This is a genomic window from Pseudoduganella chitinolytica (assembly GCF_029028125.1).
Lineage (GTDB): Bacteria > Pseudomonadota > Gammaproteobacteria > Burkholderiales > Burkholderiaceae_D > Rugamonas > Rugamonas chitinolytica.
In genome coordinates this window covers 640,274-661,554 of record NZ_CP119083.1, presented here as the reverse complement: position 1 = coordinate 661,554, position 21,281 = coordinate 640,274, and the positions used below count along the sequence as shown (strand labels likewise).

Annotated in this window: 19 protein-coding genes; 12 read left to right on the top strand and 7 right to left on the bottom strand. The window is 66.1% G+C overall.

Translation table 11 applies throughout. The annotated features are described in order from the left end of the window. Positions 1 to 32 precede the first annotated feature (32 nt). Both flhD and PX653_RS02965 read right to left on the bottom strand, forming a co-directional pair. Positions 33 to 350: a flagellar transcriptional regulator FlhD gene (flhD, locus tag PX653_RS02970; protein WP_277416459.1), complete on the bottom strand. Its 318-nt coding sequence runs from the start codon at positions 348 to 350 to the stop codon at positions 33 to 35. Positions 351 to 588: 238 nt separating this feature from the next. After that, a complete protein-coding gene (locus tag PX653_RS02965) occupies positions 589 to 891 on the bottom strand; it encodes a hypothetical protein (RefSeq protein WP_277416458.1) in 303 nt (100 codons plus the stop codon). Between the two features lie 99 nt (positions 892 to 990). On the opposite strand from PX653_RS02965, the gene kynU reads away from it, so the two are divergent. From kynU to PX653_RS02925, 8 genes are all read left to right on the top strand, one after another. Beyond that, entirely contained in the window at positions 991 to 2,235 is a 1,245-nt protein-coding gene (gene kynU / locus PX653_RS02960) for a kynureninase (RefSeq protein ID WP_277416457.1), read from the top strand. Positions 2,236 to 2,246: 11 nt separating this feature from the next. Then, complete coding sequence (kynA, locus tag PX653_RS02955) at positions 2,247 to 3,086, top strand: tryptophan 2,3-dioxygenase (protein WP_277416456.1); 840 nt, start codon at positions 2,247 to 2,249, stop codon at positions 3,084 to 3,086. A 124-nt stretch (positions 3,087 to 3,210) separates the two neighbouring features. Then, positions 3,211 to 3,897: a ribonuclease T2 family protein gene (locus PX653_RS02950; RefSeq protein WP_277416455.1), complete on the top strand. Its 687-nt coding sequence runs from the start codon at positions 3,211 to 3,213 to the stop codon at positions 3,895 to 3,897. A 60-nt stretch (positions 3,898 to 3,957) separates the two neighbouring features. Next, a complete protein-coding gene (locus PX653_RS02945) occupies positions 3,958 to 4,173 on the top strand; it encodes a hypothetical protein (protein ID WP_277416454.1) in 216 nt (71 codons plus the stop codon). Between the two features lie 41 nt (positions 4,174 to 4,214). Beyond that, a complete protein-coding gene (locus tag PX653_RS02940) occupies positions 4,215 to 5,129 on the top strand; it encodes a GAF domain-containing protein (protein WP_277416453.1) in 915 nt (304 codons plus the stop codon). Continuing rightward, positions 5,069 to 6,214: an ATP-binding protein gene (locus PX653_RS02935; protein WP_277416452.1), complete on the top strand. Its 1,146-nt coding sequence runs from the start codon at positions 5,069 to 5,071 to the stop codon at positions 6,212 to 6,214. Before PX653_RS02940 ends, PX653_RS02935 begins: the two co-directional genes overlap by 61 nt. 1 nt (position 6,215) lies before the next feature. Further along, positions 6,216 to 6,674: a response regulator gene (locus PX653_RS02930; protein ID WP_277416451.1), complete on the top strand. Its 459-nt coding sequence runs from the start codon at positions 6,216 to 6,218 to the stop codon at positions 6,672 to 6,674. 169 nt (positions 6,675 to 6,843) lie between these two features. Then, positions 6,844 to 8,388, top strand: a complete 1,545-nt coding sequence (locus PX653_RS02925; protein ID WP_277416450.1) for a GH39 family glycosyl hydrolase — start codon at positions 6,844 to 6,846, stop codon at positions 8,386 to 8,388. A 61-nt stretch (positions 8,389 to 8,449) separates the two neighbouring features. Here the strand turns inward: PX653_RS02925 and PX653_RS02920 are convergent, their stop codons facing one another. Next, positions 8,450 to 11,164 carry a heparinase II/III domain-containing protein gene (locus PX653_RS02920; protein ID WP_277416449.1) on the bottom strand — a complete coding sequence of 905 codons (2,715 nt, stop codon included), beginning with the start codon at positions 11,162 to 11,164 and terminating at the stop codon, positions 8,450 to 8,452. Positions 11,165 to 11,326: 162 nt separating this feature from the next. Beyond that, a complete protein-coding gene (locus tag PX653_RS02915) occupies positions 11,327 to 12,919 on the bottom strand; it encodes a response regulator (protein WP_277416448.1) in 1,593 nt (530 codons plus the stop codon). Positions 12,920 to 13,169: 250 nt separating this feature from the next. Between PX653_RS02915 and PX653_RS02910 the strand changes: the two genes are divergently transcribed. Then, positions 13,170 to 13,775, top strand: coding sequence for a CHRD domain-containing protein (locus PX653_RS02910; protein WP_277416447.1), 606 nt, complete (start codon positions 13,170 to 13,172; stop codon positions 13,773 to 13,775). Positions 13,776 to 13,847: 72 nt separating this feature from the next. Here PX653_RS02910 and PX653_RS02905 read toward each other — a convergent pair whose 3' ends face one another. The 3 genes from PX653_RS02905 to PX653_RS02895 all read right to left on the bottom strand — a co-directional run bounded on the left by PX653_RS02905 (position 13,848) and on the right by PX653_RS02895 (position 18,076). Continuing rightward, the gene (locus tag PX653_RS02905; RefSeq protein WP_277416446.1) at positions 13,848 to 14,417 is read right to left on the bottom strand and encodes a hypothetical protein; all 570 of its coding nucleotides are present in this window, start codon (positions 14,415 to 14,417) and stop codon (positions 13,848 to 13,850) included. A gap of 147 nt (positions 14,418 to 14,564) precedes the next feature. Continuing rightward, entirely contained in the window at positions 14,565 to 16,472 is a 1,908-nt protein-coding gene (gene htpG / locus PX653_RS02900; RefSeq protein ID WP_277416445.1) for a molecular chaperone HtpG, read from the bottom strand. 149 nt (positions 16,473 to 16,621) lie between these two features. Beyond that, a complete protein-coding gene (locus tag PX653_RS02895; protein WP_277416444.1) occupies positions 16,622 to 18,076 on the bottom strand; it encodes an aminotransferase-like domain-containing protein in 1,455 nt (484 codons plus the stop codon). Positions 18,077 to 18,261: 185 nt separating this feature from the next. On the opposite strand from PX653_RS02895, the gene PX653_RS02890 reads away from it, so the two are divergent. The 3 genes from PX653_RS02890 (at position 18,262) to PX653_RS02880 (ending at position 21,070) form a co-directional block, all read left to right on the top strand. Continuing rightward, the gene (locus tag PX653_RS02890) at positions 18,262 to 19,128 is read left to right on the top strand and encodes a DMT family transporter (RefSeq protein ID WP_277416443.1); all 867 of its coding nucleotides are present in this window, start codon (positions 18,262 to 18,264) and stop codon (positions 19,126 to 19,128) included. Between the two features lie 133 nt (positions 19,129 to 19,261). Beyond that, the gene (locus PX653_RS02885) at positions 19,262 to 19,723 is read left to right on the top strand and encodes a RidA family protein (protein WP_277416442.1); all 462 of its coding nucleotides are present in this window, start codon (positions 19,262 to 19,264) and stop codon (positions 19,721 to 19,723) included. 153 nt (positions 19,724 to 19,876) lie between these two features. Next, complete coding sequence (locus tag PX653_RS02880; RefSeq protein ID WP_277416441.1) at positions 19,877 to 21,070, top strand: aminotransferase-like domain-containing protein; 1,194 nt, start codon at positions 19,877 to 19,879, stop codon at positions 21,068 to 21,070. The last annotated feature ends 211 nt before the right edge of the window (positions 21,071 to 21,281 follow it).

Here is a 21,281-nt window from a genome sequence, read left to right as displayed (position 1 = left end):
CGGATCTCAGAACGTGCGACCTACTATACTGCTTAAGCGATTTCTTCGACGCCCTGTCCGGCCATCAGGATCGCGGCGTGCGATTGCGCCAGCGAGCGCTCTTTCGTGTAGTTCGTCAGCATGCCCAGGATGGCGCTGTCGTCGAAGCGGAAGCGGGCCAGCATCATGTTCCCGCCTGCCAGCTTCAGGATCTGGGCATTGCTCATGCCTTCGATCAGGTCGGCGATATCGGCCGAGATGCCCAGACGGAAGATCGCGGTGACCTTGTCGGCGCGGATCATCTGCTGAGCCAGCATCAGGTAGCTCAGATTTGCATCGCGAATTTCAGCCATCATGTCGTTTGCGGTCATGTGAATCTCCTCGGTCGTGTTCGGTTGGGAACGCGTTTGCGTTTCCGTTGAGACACATAGTGCCGTAGGGCATGACAGCCGAGAAGAGGCAGACCTCTGTATTTCGGGTAGGGAACAGGGATGCCCACCCTGTCGGCGTTTGTCTGACAAACGCAGGGCGGTCATAGGGGCGCGCCAGTGCTGGCGCGGCTTTGCGGGTGATGTATCCCGACGGAAAATAGTGCCCGTCGGAACGAAATTACTTCGTCAAACTGTTGGTTCGGTGCGGCAAATTCGCCACATCTGAACAGGTAACGACACTGCTGAGCAGAACTTTAGGGTTACCAGCGAAAAATTTTAAGTTTTTTTTGCCCGGGCCAAAGCGTCGAACAGAGGCAGCTTTCTCGACCGCTTTGCAGACCGCTTTGTAGGCCCACTCCTGCTCATCTAAGATCGGTAACGGCAGCGTTGCGAAGAACTTTAGGGTTTTTCGCAAAAAATCTGAAAAAAACTTCAAACGGTCGACAGAGTGAGCATCCATGCGGGTTTGCGGGGTGTTCATGGCGGCGGGGACAGCGCCGGACATTGCTTGTGTAGCATCTTTCCCATGCTACACTCGCGCTTTCGCTTGAAGCTTCAAGCTTTTCCTGGGGTAGATGCCATGACGACAACCCGCAACGACTGCCTTGCGCGCGATGCGCAAGATCCGCTGGCGCCGCTGCGCGACCGCTTCGACCTGCCGCCCGGCGTGATTTATCTGGATGGCAACTCCCTGGGCGCCCAGCCGAAGGCGGCGCTGGCCCGCGCCGCCCACGTGATCACGCAGGAATGGGGCAACGACCTGATCAAGAGCTGGAACACGGCCGGCTGGTTCGACATGTCGAAACGGCTGGGCGACCGGCTGGCGCCGCTGGTCGGCGCCCGGCCCGGCGAAGTGGTCGTCACCGACACGACCTCCGTCAACCTGTTCAAGGCGCTGGCCGCCGCCCTGCACCTGCAGCGTCCACACGCGCGGCGCAAGGTGATCGTCACGGAACGCAACAACTTCCCCAGCGATATCTACATGGCGGAAGGCCTGTCGGCCTGGCTGGACCGTGGCTATGAAGTGCGGCTGGTGGACGATCCCGATGCGATCGACGCGGCCGTCGACGCCGACACGGCCGTGCTGATGCTGACGCACGTGAACTACCGCACGGGCCACCAGCACGACATGGCGGCCATCTCGGCCATGGCGCACGCCCGCGGCGCGCTGATGGTGTGGGACCTGGCGCACTCCGCCGGCGCCGTCCCCGTCGAGCTGCACCGCGACGGCGCCGACTTTGCCGTAGGCTGTACCTATAAATACCTGAACGGCGGCCCCGGCTCGCCTGCCTTCATCTGGGTGCCCGAGCGCCACCAGGGCCACTTCATGCAGCCGCTGTCGGGCTGGTGGGGTCACGCGGTACCGTTCGGGATGGCCAGCACGTTCACGCCCGCGGACGGCATCGGCCGGGCGCTGTGCGGCACCCAGCCGATCGTCTCTCTGGCGATGGTGGAATGCGGCCTGGACGTGTTTGCCGAGACGGACATGGCGGCGCTGCGCGCCAAGTCGCTGGCGCTGACGGACCTGTTCATCGAGCTGGTCGAGACCCGCTGCGCCAGGCACCCACTGGGGCTGGTGACGCCGCGCGAGCATGCCCGCCGCGGCAGCCAGGTCAGCTTCACGCACCCGCACGGCTACGCTGTCATGCAGGCGCTGATCGAACGGGGCGTCATCGGCGACTACCGCGAGCCCCAGATCATGCGCTTCGGCTTCACGCCGCTGTACACCAGCTTTGCCGACGTGTGGGACGCCGTGACGATCCTGCAGCAGATCCTGGACGACCAGGCGTACGATGTCACGGCGGCGCGCGCCGCCGTGACCTGAAAGAGAGTGCGATGAGCGAACCGACCAAGCCGGCCGACTGGCATGGCGCCCAACTGGATTTCTCGAAATCCATGAGCTATGGCGACTACCTGGGCCTGGAACAGATCCTGAACGCGCAGCATCCGCTGTCGCCGAACCATAACGAGATGCTGTTCATCGTCCAGCACCAGACCAGCGAACTGTGGATGAAGCTGATGCTGCACGAGATGCATGCCGTGCGCGCCCACCTGAAGAACGATGACCTGGCGCCCGCGTTCAAGATGCTGGCCCGGGTGGCCCGCATCATGGACCAGCTGGTGCATGCCTGGGATGTGCTGGCGACGCTGACGCCGCCCGAGTACACGGCCATCCGGCCCTACCTGGGCGCGTCCTCGGGTTTCCAGTCGCACCAGTACCGCGAGATCGAGTTTGTACTGGGCAACAAGAACGCCAACCTGCTGAAGGTGCACGAAACGCGTGCGGATGCGCACGCCATCCTGCGCCGCGCGCTGGAGGAACCGTCCGTCTACGACGAGGCGATCCGGGTGCTGGCCCGGCACGGCTTGCCCGTGTCGCAGGCGCGGCTGGCCGTCGATCCCACGCTGCCGACGGTGGCCGACGACTCCGTCAAGGAAGCCTGGCTGGCCGTCTACCGCGAACCGGAACGCTACTGGGCGCTGTACGAGCTGGCCGAGAAGCTGGTGGACCTGGAGACGGCGTTCCGCTTCTGGCGCTTCCGCCACGTCACGACCGTCGAGCGCGTGATCGGCTTCAAGACGGGCACGGGCGGTACCGCCGGCGTCAGCTACCTGAAGAAGATGCTGGACGTGGTGCTGTTCCCGGAACTGTTCGCCCTGCGCACCGCGCTGTAGCATTGCCAAAAAAACGGTGACAGTCACCGTTTTTTCGGCAAGACGATGTCTTGTCGTCATCGTCGATGTGGCTATAATCGTCGCACCCGCCGCCTCAGTGCGGCGACCTTGACAGGATGCCGACATGAATATCACCAAAACGACCAGGACGCTGGTCCTGCTGCCCGCGCTGGCCGCCGCCCTGCTGTGCGGCGCCGCCGAGGCGCGCAGCCGCAAGGCGCAGGGTTCCGAGCCCGGCAAGTTCGATTACTACGCGCTGGCGCTCAGCTGGTCGCCGCAATACTGCGCCGGCAACGGCGGCAGGGACCCGCAGCAGTGCGCCACCGGGCGCCAGCTGGGCTTCGTGCTGCACGGGCTGTGGCCGCAGTTCGAGAAGGGCTACCCGCAGAACTGCTCGAACGACCCGCTGCCCGACGCGGCCCGGGCAAAATACGAGAAGATCTACCCATCCCCCAAGCTGATCGGGCATGAGTGGTCCAAGCACGGCACGTGCTCGGGCCTGCCGGCCGAGGACTACCTGGCCCTGTCGGCCCGGCTGAAGGACGGCCTGGCGATCCCTGCGCCCTACCGCAAGCCCGCCCAGCCAGTGCGCGTGACGGCGGCCCAGTTCAAGGAAGAATTCCGCAAGGCCAACCCCAGTCTGGCCGACGAATCCGTGCTCCCGTTCTGCACCGGCGCCGGCCGTTTCCTGCGCGAAGTGCGTGCCTGCTACGACAAGGACGGCCACTCGCGCACGTGCGCGCCGGACGAGTCGAAGCGTGCGGCGAAGAGCTGCGGCCAAGGCTCCTTCCTGGTGCAAAGCGTACGCTGAAGCACGCTGGCAGGGCGCCGGGCCGCACAACCGGCCGCGTTTGCCGTTAGAATTCTGTCCATGACAAGTTTGACACCACAAGTCAGCGCGACGCTCGATCTCAGCAGTTGCGAGCAGGAACCGATCCGCACGCCGGGCAGTATCCAGCCGCATGGCTTCGTGCTGGCGCTGGACCCGGACGGGCGCGTCGTGCAGGCCAGCGACAACCTGCCGCGGCACCTGGGCAAGCCCCCGAGGCGGTACTGGGCGGCACGCTGGCGGACGCCATCGGCGTAGCCGCCGCCGCCCAGTTGCAGGCGGAGCTGGCAGGCGCGCGCGTGCGCGAGCGGCCCAGCTTTGCGGCCACGATCCGGCTGGCCGAGGGCGACGAGTGCTGCTTCGACGTGTTGGCACACCGCTACGATGCACTGCTGATGCTGGAGTTCGAGGCGATGACGCGGGCGGGCGCCGCCGACTTCCGCCACCTGTATCCGCTGGTCGGCGACTTCCTGCAGCAGCTCAACGACCACGACAGCGTCGAGCAGATGAGCCGCACCGCGGCCGACGAGATCCGGGCCGTTACCGGCTACGGCCGCGTGCTGGTGTACAAGTTCGATGCCGAAGGCCATGGCCACGTGCTGGCCGAAAGCAACGACGGTTCGCTGCCGTCCTACCTGGGCCAGCGCTTCCCCGCTTCCGACATCCCGCGCCAGGCGCGCGAACTGTATGCCGCCAACCGCATCCGCCTGATCAGCGATGCCAACTACACGCCCTCACGGCTGGTCCCGCCGCACAACCCGCTGACGGGCGCGCCCAACGACCTGTCGTTCGCCGCCCTGCGCAGCGTCTCGCCGATCCACCTGCAGTACATGCGCAACATGGAGACGCTGGCGTCGATGTCCTTGTCGCTGATGGTAAGGGGCCGGCTGTGGGGGCTGATCTCCTGCCACAACGCGGCGCCCTGCCATATCCCGTTCGACAAGCGCACGGCCTGCGAGCAGCTGGGACACATCCTGGCGCTGCGCATCACCAGCCGCGAGGATGCCGACGAGCTGCAGTTCCGCCTGGAAGTACGGCGCGTCATGGTGTCCGTGCTGGCGGGCCTGACGCAAGGGGCCAACTTCATCGAGAACATGGGGAGCGTGTTCCCCGAACTGCTGCACTTCGCCCGCGCGGGGGCGCCGCCGTCGTCGTGGACGACCGCCTCGTCAGCTACGGCGACACGCCGGGGGAAGAACAGGTGCGTGCGCTGATCGGCTGGCTGGACCAGCATACCCATGGCGACCTGTTCCACACGGACCGCCTGGCCGAGCACTACGCGCCGGCGGCTGCTTTCCTGCATTGCGCCAGCGGCCTGCTGGCGATGCCGATCTCGCGCATCCACAAGCACTACCTGCTGTGGTTCCGGCCCGAGTTCGTGCATACGGTGGATTGGGCCGGAAATCCACACGCGAAGGAAGCGCCGGGGGCCGGACCGGCCCAGCTGACGCCGCGCACCAGCTTTGCCACGTGGCGCGAGACGATCCACGGCCGCAGCGCGCCATGGCACCCGGGCGAGATCGAGATGGCGCTGGAGTTCCGCACGGCGCTGCTGGGCATCGCGCTGGAGCGCGCCGAGCAGATGGCGGAGCTGGCCGAAGAACTGGGCCGCGCCAACAAGGAACTGGAAGCGTTCTCCTACTCCGTCTCGCACGACCTGCGTGCGCCGCTGCGCCACATCGTCGGTTTCTCCGACCTGTTGCTGGAAGCGGCCGGCAACGACACGCTGGACAAGCGCCAGCGCTTCCTGAAGAACATCAAGGAATCGGCGCGGCTGGCGGGCAAGCTGGTGGACGACCTGCTCAGCTTCTCGCAGATGGGCCGGGCATCGCTGCGCCCCGTGCAGGTCAGCATGAACGAGCTGGTACGTTCTTGCGTGGACAAGCTGACGCTCGACACGCAGGGCCGCAACGTCGAGTGGCACGTGGATGACCTGCCCGACATCCACGCCGACCCGACTTTCATCCAGCTAGCCTTGTATAATCTGTTGTCGAACGCCGTAAAATTCACCGGCCAGAGAGACCCAGCCGTCATCCGCGTCACCGGCCGGCGTACCGGCAGCGAAACCGTCTTCGACGTCAGCGACAACGGCGTCGGCTTCAACATGGACTACGCACACAAGCTGTTCGGCGTGTTTCAGCGCCTGCACCGCATGGAGGACTTCCAGGGCACGGGCATCGGTCTGGCCAATGTGCGCCGCATCGTCGAACGCCATGGCGGCCGGGTCGCGGCCACGTCCGGCGCCGGCGAGGGCGCGACGTTCACCTTTACGATTCCGAATACCTTACCGTCTGTATAGCATGCTCAAGCCCATCCTCCTCGTGGAAGACAACCCCCACGACCTCGAACTGACGCTGATCGCCCTGGAAAAGAGCCAGCTCGCCAACGAAGTGATCGTCGTGCGCGACGGCGCCGAAGCGCTCGACTACCTGTATTGCCGGGGCGAATATGCCAGCCGCCAGAAGGGCAACCCGGCCGTCGTACTGCTGGACCTGAAGCTGCCGAAGGTGGACGGCATCGAAGTGCTGCGCGAAGTGCGCACGATGCCGGACACGCGCGGCCTGCCGGTCGTCATGCTGACCTCCTCGCGCGAGGAACAGGACCTGATCCGCAGCTACGAGCTGAACGTCAACGCCTACGTCGTCAAACCCGTCGACTTCAAGGAATTCGTCCGGGCCATTTCCGACCTGGGCATCTTCTGGGCCGTGCTGAACGAACCGCCGCCGGGATCGCAGCGGTATGTACGGCCGCAGAACTGAGCCTGGGGTCTGTCCCCGCGGGGGACGGACCCCGAAGTTTGGTGGACTGTGGCGGATCATGCCAACTCCCCATCCCTCGAATTTTGTTGGTCCCCCGGTGATTTTCGCAATTGCCGCCCGCCTCCCCCATGCGCGACGATAGCGGCTCGACATCACACGGAGCCCGTCCATGTCCAGCCGCACCCTCCTGGCCGCCTGCGCCCTGCTCGCGGCCACGGCGCAGGCCGCGCCGCGCCAGATCGCCATCGACACGGCGGCAGCGACCACGCCGCGCGACCGCTACACCGACCTCTCCGTCGGTTCTGACTATCCCGGCACGCTGATCCGGGACGATAGCCTGGCGCACTTGCGGCTGGCGCGCGACGAGCTGGGTTTCCGCTACCTGCGCTTCCACGCCATCTTCCACGACGTGCTGGGCACCTACCGCGAGGTGGACGGCAAGCCGGTCTACGACTGGACGAAGATCGACTACCTGTACGACCGCATGCTGGACATCGGCATCAAGCCGTTCGTCGAACTCGGCTTCACGCCGCTGGCGATGAAAAGCTCGGATGCGTCGATCTTCTACTGGAAGGGCAATACGTCGCACCCGGTGCCGGCCAAGTGGGCGGCACTGGTGGACGCCTTCGTGCGCCACCTGCGCGATCGCTATGGCGAGGCCGAAGTGCGGACCTGGTATTTCGAGGTCTGGAACGAGCCGAACCTGGACGGCTTCTGGGAAAGGGCGGACCGGCAGGCCTACTTCGACCTGTACACGCTGACGGCGCGCGCCATCAAGGCCATCGACCCGGCACTGCGCGTAGGCGGCCCGTCCACGGCGGGCGCGGCGTGGGTGCCGGAATTCCTGCGCCACGCCGATGCCACCGATGCGGCGGTGGACTTCGTCACCACGCACACGTATGGGGTCGACGGCGGCTTCCTGGACGAACAAGGCAAGGAGGACACCAAGCTGTCGCCCTCGCCGGAGGCCATCGTCGGCGACGTGCGCAAGGTGCGCACCGAGATCGAAGCTTCCAGCCGCCCCGGGCTGCCGCTGTATTTCACCGAATGGAGCACCAGCTACACGCCGCGCGACCCGGTGCACGACTCGTACGTCAGTGCGCCCTACATCCTGGCCAAGCTGAAGGCCAGCGCGGGACTGGTGCAGGGCATGAGCTACTGGACCTACAGCGACCTGTTCGAGGAACCGGGCCCGCCCACCGCGCCGTTCGAGGGCGGGTTCGGGCTGATGAACCCGCAGGGCATCCGCAAGCCGGCGTGGTTCGCCTACAAGTACCTGAACCAGCTGGGCGACGCCCAGGTGCCCGTCGAGGATGCCCAAAGCATCGTCACGCGCGACGACCGCGGCGTGCGGGTACTGGCGTGGGACTTCCAGCAGCCCGTGCAGGCGAAAAGCAACCGGCCCACCTACACCGCGGTACTGCCGACGAAGGCCAGCGTGCCGCTCGATCTGCGGTTGTCCGGCCTGGAGCCGGGCCGCTACACGGTGGCGGTCCACCGCACGGGATTTCGCGCCAACGACGCCCACACGGCCTGGATCGAGATGGGCGGACCGAAGCAGCTGGACGAAGCCCAGCTGAAGCAATTGCAAGCAATGACGACGGACGCGCCGAAACGCTCCACGCTGCGCGTGCCTGCCTCCGGCAAGGCGCGCGTGGCCGTGCCGATGCGCGCCAACGACGTGGTGCTGGTGAAGGTCGAGCCGGCGCGCTGACGAAAGAAAAGCGCCGCATGCAGTGCGGCGCTTCGTACCGGCCTGGCGGCCGGCGTCGTGCTTACTCGGAGATCTGCACGTTGCGCTGGTCGAACACCAGCCAGGATTTGCCGCGGTTGACCAGCAGCTTGGTCGGCGACAGGTAGGTCACATACACCGGTACGTTGGTCGCGCAGTCTTCCGTCAGGACGGTCAGGCTGGCGATCTGGTTGTGGCGGTCCTTGGTCTTGTAGTCCGTATGGTACTGCTGGCCGGGCGTGAAGTACGCCGGGTACAGCGTATCCATGTCCTGCGGTTGCGAGAACGCCCCGTCGGCGCCGTGGAAGTACGTACAGACCTTGGCGTCCGAGGCAACCACCTTCATGCGGCGCGGCTCGGTCGCAATCACTTCTGGCTTGGCGATCGTCTGGAAGTTGTACTGCCAGCGGCGCTTGATGTCGCTGCTGGCGAAGTCGTAGATCAGCGCGACGCGATCGGCACGGTTATAGGCCACAGTGCGCACGGCATTTTTCAGCAGCGGCTTGAACGTGTGCGACTTCGGCGTGATCTCGCCCTGGTAGGCGCCGGTGGCATCGCCGGTGGCGATGGACCAGTTGCTGTCCGGGCGGGCATAGTAATTGATCAGCTTGGCATTGGCCACCATCGTGAACGTGGGATTGCCCGCCACGGTCGGATCGGGGACCGGCTCCGCCTGGCCGATGCCGCTGTCGGTGTAGCCTTCGCCCGCGTCGAACGTCAGTGCGTTCTTGAAACGGGTCGCACGGCGCAGTTCCTGCTCCGTGGTATCGCCGAAATCTCCATACGTGCCGCCGGACACGAAAATGTCGCGGCCCTTCGACACGAAGATGAAGCTGTTGTTGTCGGCGTGGCTGTGATTGAGCGAGCCCAGGCGGCTGGAGCGGAAGTACAGGCTGGAACGGAGCGGGGCCACGGTGTCCGTATGCATCGCGACCTGGCCGGCATCCTCGAACAGGTAGGTGGATGGCAGTTGCGGATTGTCGGCCGGGGCCACGCGTGCCTTGCTGGCCGTCATCAGGTAATGATAGATGCGCAGCGGCGCGCTGCGGGTCTTGTCGATGTCGGCGCGGTAGTACCACTCGTCCACCGGATTCTGCGACACGTGCGCGAACAGGCTGTACGACTGCCATGCGTAGGAGTAGTAATAGCCGCCCTGCTCCGAGCCGTCGCCGAACGGTGCACGCGTGCCGCCGAACGGATTCGCCGCGCTGATCTGCGAGCGGACCCGCGGAGTGGTCGAGTAGAAATTGTCGCCGAACTTGTCCAGTGCCTGGATGTGGCTGATGTCCACGCCCGCCGTCAGCTGGTAGTCGGCCAACAATTCGGAATAGCTGATCAACGCCATCCACGCATAGCCCGTGCTGTTGCCGAAGGCGCTGTCGCTGCCGCCGCGCCACGTGCCGATGGTCGTGATAACGGTGTTCCACGTCTTCGCCAGCAGCTGGCCTTCCGTTCCGGCGGGCTCGAAACGCTGCGTGCTGCCAACCGCGCCGGTGGCATGCATCATCACTTCCACCGCGTACAGCGCGGCGGTCAGAAGGTGCGAGTTGTAAGGGAGCGTGTACAGGTCGTTCAGCTTGGTCATCAGCGGCGCCAGGCGCAGGTTGATGGCATTGATGATGACGTCGCGCTGTGCCGCGGTCATTTGCGTGTACAGCATATCCAGGCCGAGCGACAGGCTGCGCAGCACGTCGCGGTTCCATTGGTCCTGCTTCCACTCGGTGGTCGTGCCTTCCGCGTCCATGCGCCAGGCAGCCAGCTTCAGCAGGCTGTTGATCGCTTCCTGCTTGTAAGCGGCGTTCCCGGTGATCTGGCCAGCCGTGGCCAGCGTCTCGATGCGCAGCAAGGTATCGCGGACAGATGTGTTGTATTTTTTCTCCGATGTCGGCGGCTCGGTGACGTCGACCGGCGTCGCGAAGCCCGCCGCCTTCGCCATATAGGCCGCGTACGATTCCTTCTGGTCGCTGACCTTCAGCGCCGCGTCGATCGCGGCCCACGTCATGACCTTGCCGCTGGCGTCGCGCGGCAGGATGCGTGGCCACGGCTTGGCAAGGATGTTCGCACGTACCTGCGCGCCGGTCGCCACGTTGGGCAGCTCGGCGCCGTCGAACTCGAACGTGCGCTCCTGGCTCGTACTCACCACGCCGGCGTTCGTCCGTTCCTGCACCTTCCACGTGTAGCGTCCCGCCTCCACCAGGGGCTTGGGCAGCAGCAGGCGCGGCTCCTTGGTGGTAACGCTGTACTCGTAGCCGCCCGGGCCCGTCAGCGTGAACGTCATGTCGGCGAGCCGCCAACTCGGGGCCACCTGCGCCCACGTGAATACGGGCGTAGCCGTGCGCACGACCGTGCAGTCGCGTGGTTCGACGCGCAGGAATTTGTGCGCCGCCATGTAATCGGTGTCCGGGCGCGGCGTGCAGTCCGCTGCGTAGGCTTCCGGGATATAACCCCTGTCCAGCACCGTGCCGCGGCTCAGCGCGATCGTGCGCACGTCCGTGCTCTTGCCAAACGCATTGGAGGCTTCCAGGCGATAGTCGAGCTTGGCGCCGGTGGTGGCGAGCGGTGTGACGGTCACGCTGTTGCCGGTGACGACCTGGCCGTTCAGGCGCACGACGGTGGCGTCGGACACGGTCCAGCTCAGTTTGACGGGCTGGCCGTCGACGACTTTCAGGTTGTCGGCATCGAAGCTGACGATGGTGGGGGCGGCGTGGGCTGCGCTCATCGCGAGCGAGAGCAGCATGGCGATACGGGTTCTTTGCATGGGATGGCCTCAAGATACGCGTGCGGGGACCGTCGCTCTCTGGCGCATCGTGCGCCCCAGCCGTCGCGACGGCATGACGGGCGGTGCACCGATTCTATCGTGCAAATAATGCAACAAATCTATCGAATCCTCACACCCCTCCGAAAGTAGGGTATGGCGCTGTCAGGCCGCCTTGCGCCGCCGCAGCAGGTGACGGATGCGGGCGCTCAGGACGTCCGCGTTGTAGGGCTTTTGCAGCAGGCTGATGGAGGGATCGAGCTTGCCTTCGTGCGCCAGCACGCCCTCGGCATAGCCGGAGGTGAACAGGATCTCAACGTCCGGCTGGCGTCGGCGCACCAGCTCGGCCAATTCCAGGCTGCTCATCTTGCCCGGCATGATCACGTCCGTAAACAACAGGTCCACGCGGGCACCGGCTTCGACGAGACGCGCCGCGTGATCCGCGTCGGACGCCTGCAGCACCTGGTAGCCCAGCGCCGACAGCAGGCCGGCGGTCGCATCGCGCACCGCCTCCTCGTCTTCCACCACGAGGATCGTCTCGACGCCGCCGAACAGCCCGGTCACCGCCGCATCCTCGTCGTGGGCCGGTGCCTGGGTGCTGCGGCGCAGGAAGATGCTCACCGTGGTGCCCTCGCCCGGCCGGCTCTTCAGCAGGATTTCGCCGCCCGACTGCTTGACGAAGCCATACGCCATCGACAGGCCCAGGCCCGTGCCCTGCCCCGTCGGCTTGGTGGTGAAGAACGGCTCGAATGCGCGCTGCAGCACCTCCGGCGGCATGCCCTTGCCCGTGTCGGCCACCTCGATGAGTACATAGTCGCCGTCGCCCACCTCGGCCAACTGGGGCGTGCCCTGCGCCACGTTGCGGGCCCGCAGCGTGAGCGTGCCACCGCCCGGCATCGCGTCGCGTGCATTGATGGCCAGGTTCAGGATCACGTTGTGCAGCTGGCTGGGATCGACGGCCGTGCTCCACAGCAGGGGCGAGATATCGGTGACGATCGCCGCCTGCGGCCCCAGCACGCGGCGCAGCATGTCCTCCATCTCCGTCAGCGCGATGGTGGGATCGATGACGACGGCCTGCAGCGGCTGGCGGCGCGCGAACGCCAGCAAGTGCGCCGCCAGCCGCGCGCCCCGCTCCACCCCGGCCAGCGCCGTATCGATGCGGGTGCGGGCATTGTCCGTGACGCCACCGATCAGCTTGAGCAGCTGCAGGTTGCCGCCGATGATCTGCAAGACGTTGTTGAAGTCGTGCGCGACGCCACCCGTCAACTGGCCGATCGCTTCCATCTTCTGCGCCTGGTGCAGCGCGGCCTGGCTGACGCGCAGTTCCTCCTGGCTGCGCGCCAGCGACGCGAACGCTTCGTCGCGCTGGCGGCGGGCCACGCAGGCGCCGCTGTGGTAACGCACGCGCGCCACCAGCTCGCGCGGATCGGGCCACTTGACGAGGTAGTCGTTGGCGCCGGCGGCGAACGCCTGCACCTTGATCTCGGCATCCTGCTCGGACGACAGCAGCACGATGGGCAGGTTTTCCGTCCTGGGATCGGCGCGCAGGTTGCGGATGACGGCAAAGCCGTCGGTGCCGGGCATGCGCAGGTCGACCAGCACCACCGTCGCCGCCACCTCCAGGGCCAGGTGCACGGCCTTCTCGGCGCAGTGGTCGTAGCACAGGGTGATATCGGCGTGCGACTCCAGGCTGTGCAGCAGGTAGTCCCGCGCCAGCGCTTCGTCGTCAATCAGGAGGACGGAACAGGTGTGTTGCATGCGCTCGGCGGACTGGAATTCGGTGAAGGGGACATAATGAACAAAGAGCAAGATTGCATTCTATCTCATACGTTTGGCGCGCGTGTCGCGCGTGTCCAACCGTGCGCGGGTCGCGTATGTGGCCGGGCGGGTGTCGACAAGCTTTACAGTTACTTGCGGAAAATAACGCAAGTGCCTGATTTTCCTGCTTGTGCCAGCTCTGGCGTGGCGCTTGCTTGCAGCAGGGTTCCCACTTAGCGAGGAGACTTCCATGCCGATTCACCTGTCGAAATCACTGGCCCTGCTGGCCCTGGCGTTCACGACCCTGTCCGCCGGCGCAACCGTCCAGATTGCCCCCGCACACATCTATACGACGCAACTGTCGGGCGCCAGCGAGGACCCGCCCAATGCATCGCCGGCGACCGGCAGCGCGACCGTGGGCTTCGATATCGCCACGCACACGCTGACGATCGACGTCACGTTCTCGGGCCTGCTGGGCACCAGCACGAACGCCCATATCCACTGCTGCACGGCGCTGCCGGGCGCGGGCACGGCCGGCGTGGCGACAATGACGCCGTCGTTCACGGAGTTCCCGTCCGGCGTGACGAACGGCACCTATCATCATGTGTTCGATACGTCGCTGGCCAGCACGTGGAATACGGGCTTCGTCAATTCCCATGGCGGCATCGCCGGTGCGGAAGCGGCACTGCTGGCGGCCCTGGACAATGGCCAGGCCTACTTCAACCTCCACAGCACCTTTGCACCGGGCGGCGAGATCCGCGGCTTCCTGCAGCCGGTGCCGGAGCCGGCCGGGATTGCCATGCTGGCGCTGGGCATGCCGCTGCTGCTGGTGCTGGCGCGGCGGCGCCAACGCTGAGCGACGCAGCCCCGCTGGCCGGCGCCTGACCCGGGCCGGTGCCGGTGCCGTGGTCCTACCGCCGGGCTGGCATCAGTGCCGCCATTCCTCCACTTCGTCGATCCGGGCGGCGCACCTTTCGTCCCAGCGTAATTCCTCCCGGACGGCAGAGTCCATGCGCAGCACCCGCCGCATGTGCGCCGCCATCGCTTCCTTGCGCTCGGGCGTGTCGTCGATGAGTGGACGCAGCCGCCACAGCGCGTCGCCGTACGGTGCCAGGTCGGTCGCGATCGCGCCCATGCAGTCGCCTGCGCGCACCAGCATGGCCTGGGCGGCGGCGGAATCGTCGGCATCCGTGGCCAGGATGCCCTGCTGGGTCGCGATGACGGCGTTGGCAACGGCGCGCCGCACCCGCTCGTCCGTGCCGAAGTGCCGGGCGATATGGCGTTCCAAATCGTCGCGCACGCCATTGTCGTTGCTGTCGATGCCGGCCAGGGTGGCCCGGCCCGCCTCGCCCGGGTCGGGCGGCATTTCGATCGGCGGCGCGGCGGCTGGCAGGCGCGCGGCGTGGGCGGGCAGCGCGCCGGGCCAGGCGGCGGCCAGGAGCGCCAGCGCGAGGCAACCGGCAGTGGCGTAGCGGATGCGTGCAGCGGTCAACTTCATGGCGGTCCCCCGTAGTCACAGGAGATCGAGCATACCGCCAGGAAATATCCATCGAGTTACCGTAGATCAAGCCTTACCGGTGCCTGCACAAAACACAACGGCCCGGACGCTTGCGCGGCCGGGCCGTGGTTCAGGGACCGAAGAACCTTACTTCAGCAGCATCTCGTTGACGCGCTTGACGAACGCCGCCGGGTCCGTCAGCGTGCCGCCCTCGGCCAGCAGGGCCTGGTCGAACAGGATGTGCGTCCAGTCGGCGAACTTGCCGTCTTCCGCGCTTTCGTACTTCAGGCGCGTGACCAGCGGGTGGTTCGGGTTGATTTCCAGGATCGGCTTCGATTCCGGTGCGTTCTGGCCCGCCGCCTTCAGCATCCGCAGCAGGTTGCCGGACAACTCGTGCTCGTCCGCCACCAGGCAGGCCGGCGAGTCGGTCAGGCGGAACGTGACGCGCACGTCCTTGGCCTTCTCGCCCAGCGTTTCCTTCATCTTCGCCACGAGGTCCTTGTACTGGTTCTCGGTCTCCTCGTGTTCCTTCTTCTCCGCCTCGTCTTCCAGCTTGCCCAGGTCCAGGCCGCCCTTGGCGACGGAGACCAGTTCCTTGCCATCGAACTCGGTCAGGAAGGACAGCATCCATTCGTCCACGCGGTCGGTCAGCAGCAGCACTTCGACGCCCTTCTTGCGGAAGATTTCCAGGTGCGGGCTGTTCTTCGCGGCCGTGTAGCTGTCGGCGGTGACGTAGTAGATCTTCTCCTGGCCTTCCTTCATCCGGCCCACGTAGTCGGCCAGGGCGACGACCTGGTCGGCCGAGTCGCCGTTGGTGGACGCAAAGCGCAGCAGCTTGGCCAGGCGCTCCTTGTTCGTCATGTCCTCGCCGATGCCTTCCTTCAGCACCTGGCCGAACTCGGTCCAGAACGTGGCGTACTTGTCCTTCTTGTCCTGCTCCTCGGCGTTGGCCAGTTCCTCCAGCATGCCGATGACGCGCTTGGTCGAACCCTCGCGGATCGCCTTGACGTCGCGCGACTCCTGCAGGATCTCGCGCGAGACGTTCAGCGGCAGGTCGGCCGAATCGATCACGCCCTTCACGAAGCGCAGGTAGGTCGGCATCAGCTGCTCGGCGTCGTCCATGATGAAGACGCGCTTGACGTACAGCTTCAGGCCGCCGCGCTTGTTGCGGTCCCACAGGTCGAACGGCGCCTTGGCCGGGATGTACAGCAGCTGCGTGTATTCGCTGCGGCCCTCGACGCGGTTGTGCGTGTAGGTCAGCGGCGCGGCGAAGTCGTGCGAGACGTGCTTGTAGAATTCCTCGTACTGTTCGGGCGTGATGTCGCTCTTCGAACGGGCCCACAGCGCGCTGGCCTGGTTGATGGTCTCGAGTTCGTCCTTCGTGACCATCTCCTTCTTCTCCTCGTCCCACTCCTCTTTCGCCATCTGGATCGGCAGCGAGATGTGGTCGGAGTACTTGCGGATGATGGATTTGAGCTTCCAGGCCGACAGCAGCTCGTCCTCGCCCTCGCGCAGGTGCAGGATGATGCTCGTGCCGCGGTCCGTCTTCTCGATGGCCTCGACGCTGTAGTCGCCTTCGCCGCTCGATTCCCAGCGCACGGCGTCGCTTGCTTGAAGTCCCGCGCGGCGCGTTTCGACGGTGATCTTGTCGGCCACGATGAAGCCGGAGTAGAAGCCCACGCCGAACTGGCCGATCAGCGCGGCATCCTTCTGCTGGTCGCCGGACAGCTTGCCGAAGAATTCCTTGGTGCCGGACTTGGCGATGGTGCCGAGGTGCGAGATGACCTCGTCGCGGCTCATGCCGATGCCGTTGTCCGAAATGGTGATGGTGCGGGCGGCCTTGTCGAAGCTGACCTTGATCTTCAGCTCGTGGTCGTTGCCGTACAGGGCATCGTTGTTGATCGCCTCGAAGCGCAGCTTGTCGGCAGCGTCCGAAGCATTCGAGATCAGCTCGCGCAGGAAGATTTCCTTGTTCGAGTACAGCGAGTGGATCATCAGCTGCAGCAGCTGCTTCACTTCCGCCTGGAAGCCCAAAGTTTCTTTGTTATCGGCCATTTCTACCTCAAGTATATTGTTGAGCAGGGTTTCAGGGATTGCCGGAATATCGGGTTGTCATTCTATCTTTCAAGAGTCTTTCGACAAAATTTTCGCCCCCATGCCAGCAAAAAACGGTGACAGTCACCGATTTCGGAAAAGGGTGACTGTCACCGGTTTTCGCCGTCCAGCTCGCGCTCCAGGAAGCGCCACACCGCCGCGTCCTGCATCGCCGCGATGTTCAGGCGCATGAAACACGACGGCAGCTGGCTGGGCGAGAACAGGCTGCCGGGCGCCAGCAGCAGCCCGGCAGCCATCGCCTTCTCGGCCAGCACGTTGGTGTCGCGGCCCGCGTCGGCCCAGACGAACATGCCGGCCGGCGGCGCCATGTCGATGCGCAAGCCGATGCGCTCGAGCTGGCGCACGGTGCGGGCGCGCATGCCATCGAGGCGCGCCCGCATGCGCTCGGCGTGCTTGCGGTACGTGCCCTCGCACAGGATCTGGTGCACCGCGCGCTCGCCGATGTCGGACGTGGTCAAGGTCTGCAGCATCTTGCGGTCCGCCAGCCGGCGCGCCAGTTCGGGCGACGCGGCGATGAAGCCCACGCGCAGGTTGGCCGCCATCGTCTTCGAGAAGCCGGACAGGTAGACCACGTGCTTCAGCTGGTCCAGCGCCGCCAGCCGCGTGGCCGGCTGCACGCCGGCGCCCGGGTGCAGGTCGCAGTAGATGTCGTCCTCCACCACCACGATGCCATGCTGCTCGGCGATGCGCAGCACCTGGAACGCCTTGGCGGCCGACAGCGACGTCGAGGTGGGGTTGTGCAGCACCGAATTGATGACGTACAGCTTGGGCTTGTGCAGCGCCGCCAGCTCGGCCAGGCGGCCCAGGTCGGGACCATCGGCCAGCCGGGGCACGCCGACGACGCGCGCGCCCAGCGCCGCGAACGACGCGAACATCAGGAACCAGGCCGGGTCGTCGACCAGGATCGTGTCGCCGGGGCGGGTGAATTCGCGCGCGACCATGTCGAGCGCCTGCGTCACGCCTGCCGTCGTCACGATCTGCTCCGGCGCCGCGCCGATCTCCACCTCCGCCAGCTTCAGCTGCAGCTGCTGGCGCAGCGGCAGGTGGCCCTGCGGCACGCCGTAGTTCAGCAAGATGTCCTGGCGCCGCCGCGTCACGTGGCGCAGCGCCGCCGCGACAGCCTCGCCGTCGAGCCACTCGGCCGGCAGCACGCCCGTGCCGGGCATCTGCTGGTGCGGCAACTGGCGGAACATATTGCGCACCAGCCAGGGCACGTCCAGCCCCTGTTCGGCCGGCTCGACGGCTGCCGCGGGGGCCGTCACCGTGCCAGGGCGGGCGCGGACGAAGAATCCGGCACCGCGGCGCGACGCCAGGTAGCCGCGCGCCACCAGCTTGTCGTAGGCGGCAACGACGGTGAAGGCGGATACAGCATGGCTGGCGGCAAAGGCGCGGATCGACGGCATGCGGCTGCCGGGGCGCAGCAACCGCTCCTCGATGCGGGCGGCAACGGTGCGCACGATCTGGTCCGTCAGGGACTCGTCGGCATCGCGGGTCAGCAGGCCGGCAGGCATGGCCGGGAGGGCTGGCAGCTTTGTATTGGTCATGCGTCCGTTACAGTTATTGATGTGCGCAGTGGAAGTGTATAGGCACTGTACTGGCCTGAAGTTCTACGATACAGGTAAATCAACCTGACCGCTACCCAACCCACATGCCGCCATCCGCCCCGCTCCGACGCACCTCCCGCTTCACCTCCCGATTCACGTCGCGCCTCGCTCCCGAAACCGCCGGCATGCTGCTCGGCTTCGCTGGCGTCGCCATCTTCAGCCTGACCCTGCCGTTTACCCGGCTCGCCGTCGCCGATCTCGATCCCACGTTTGCCGCGATGGCCCGCGCCGTCGTGGCGGCAATGCTGGCCGCCACCTGGCTGGCCGTACGGCGCGCGCCGCTGCCGCCCCGGGCCGCGCTGCCGGCGCTGGCGGCCGTGGCGGCCGGCTGCGTGCTCGGCTTCCCGCTGCTGACGTCCCTGGCGATGCGCACCCTGCCCGCGTCGCACGGCGCGGTCATGGTCGGCATCCTGCCGCTGGCGACGGCGCTGTGCGCCGCCTTGCGCGGCCACGAGCGACCGTCGCCCGCGTTCTGGGCCAGTGCGCTGCTGGGGTCCAGCCTCGTCGTCGGCTTCGCGCTGCGCCAGAGCGGCGGCACCTTGCACGCCGCCGACCTGGCGGTCTTCGCCGCCGTGCTGGCGGCCGCCTACGGCTACGCGGAAGGGGGCCGCCTGGCCGCGACGCTGGGCGGCCAGCAGACCATCAGCTGGGCGTTGCTGCTGGCGTTGCCCGTCGCGCTGCCGCTCACGCTGTGGCAGTGGGGCACGCACGGCGCGGCGCTGGGCGCGGCCGGGCTGTCGGCCTGGCTGGGGTTCGCCTACACATGCGTCTTCTCGATGTTCCTCGGCTTCTTCTTCTGGTACCGCGGCATGGCGCTGGGCGGCGTGGCGCGCGTCGGCCAGGTGCAACTGGTGCAGCCGTTCCTGACGCTGCTGGGCGCCGCGCTGGTGCTGGGCGAGCCGCTGCGGACGGCCCACGTGGGCTTCGCCCTGGCCGTGATCGCGGTGGTCGCGGTGGGCCGCCGTACCGCCGTGCGGCGGCGCGCGCCATGAGCCGCCGCGCTGCCATTTTTTGCCGGGACTGGCCCGAAATCCCGGAGTTAATTCGGCGGCAAGAGGTGGGCACCGCTGCCGTCAGGCCGTACAATATCGATCTTTGAATCTGCAACCTTCCTTGAGATACGCCATGTCCGTCTACGAAAAACTGAAGTCGCTCGATATCACGCTGGCCCCGCCCGCGGCCCCCGTGGCCGCCTACGTCATGTGGGTCCGCACCGGCAACCTGGTGTTCATCTCCGGCCATATCGCGAAGAAAGCGGACGGCAGCATCTGGGCCGGCCAGTTGGGCAAGAACATCGAGACGGCGGAAGGCCAGCAGGCCGCGCGCGCCATCGCCATCGACCTGATGGGCACCCTGCAGGAAGCGTGCGGCGGCGACCTGAACAACGTGAAGCGCATCGTCAAGGTCATGAGCCTGGTGAACTCCACGCCCGACTACACCGACCAGCACCTGGTCACGAACGGCTGCTCGGAACTGCTGGGCGAAGTATTCGGCGAAGCCGGCAAGCACGCCCGCTCCGCGTTCGGCGTAGCGCAGATCCCGCGCGGCGCCTGCGTCGAGATCGAACTGATCGCCGAAGTCGTATAACCTGTTCGCGGACGGTGCCTACCCGGCGCCGCCCGACCCGGGGCCGCCGCGCCGTGCGTTCCATCCGCCATGCCGCGGCAGCCTCCCGATAGTCGCCACAAGCGCGCTCGTTCCAGCCGGGCCAGCCCCGCAAAATTTCTCTGAGAGAGACGTATGAAAATCGAAAACCCCAACCCGATCCAGTGGCGCTTTTCCGAGCGTGCCAGCCAGCTGCAAAGCTCCTTCATCCGCGAGATCCTGAAGATCACGCAGCAGCCTGAAATCATCTCGTTCGCGGGCGGCCTGCCGTCGCCGCTGACCTTCCCGGTCGACGTGATGAAGAACGCGTTCGACAAGGTCCTGTCCACCACCGGCAAGACCGCGTTGCAGTATGGTCCGACCGACGGCTACATGCCGCTGCGCCAGTGGATCGCCGACTCGCTGTCGGTGAACGGTGCCAGGATCGTGCCGGAACAGGTGCTGATGGTGTCGGGCTCGCAGCAGGCGCTGGACCTGTTGGGCAAGGTACTGATCGACGAAGGCAGCCGCGTGCTGGTCGAGACGCCGAGCTACCTGGGCGCGCTGCAGGCGTTTTCCGTCTACCGTCCGGAGTTCAAGTCGGTGCAGACCGACGACCATGGCCTGGTGCCGTCGTCGCTGGCGCCTGTCGCCGAGGGCGCGCGCCTGCTGTACGCGCTGCCGAATTTCCAGAACCCGACCGGGCGCACCTTGTCCGTCGAGCGCCGCCTGGAGCTGGTCGAGACGTGCGCCCGCCTGGGCCTGCCGCTGATCGAGGACGATCCGTACGGCGCGCTGTCGTACAAGGGCGAGCCGCTGCCGAAGATGGTGGCGATGAACCCGGAAGGCGTCATCTACATGGGTTCGTTCTCGAAGGTGCTGACGCCGGGCATCCGCCTGGGCTACGTGGTCGCGCCGCTGCCGCTGGTGCGCCGCCTGGAGCTGGCCAAGCAGGCCGCCGACCTGCACACCGCGCAACTGACGCAGATGGTCGTGCACGAAGTGGTCAAGGACGGCTTCCTGGACCAGCACATCCCGACCATCCGCGACCTGTACGGCAACCAGTGCCAGGTCATGCTGGAAGCGATGGCCGAGCACTTCCCTACCAGCGTCACGTGGACCAAGCCGGAAGGCGGCATGTTCATCTGGGTCACGCTGCCGCAACACATCAATGCGATGGAACTGCTGGACGAGGCGATCAAGGAAAAGGTCGCGTTCGTGCCGGGCGCGCCGTTCTACGCCAACGAGCCGGAAACCAATACGCTGCGCCTGTCGTTCGTGACGGTGCCGCCGGAACGCATCCGCCAGGGCATCGCGATCCTGGGCAAGCTGATCGCCGCGCGCCTGTAAGCCTGCGCTGGCAGCAAACCGAAACCCTCCCGGCCCTCGCGGCCCGGAGGGTTTTTTGTTGGCGGAGAGAGAACTGATGGTCCAGGCACCGCGGGTTGCATCCTGGCTAACGAGAACTGATCAACAGTCACATGAACCGTATTATTTCCGCGAATTACCGATGGTTTTCTCCAATTACTAGTTGCTTGAAGGTATTATCTAGACAGATAGA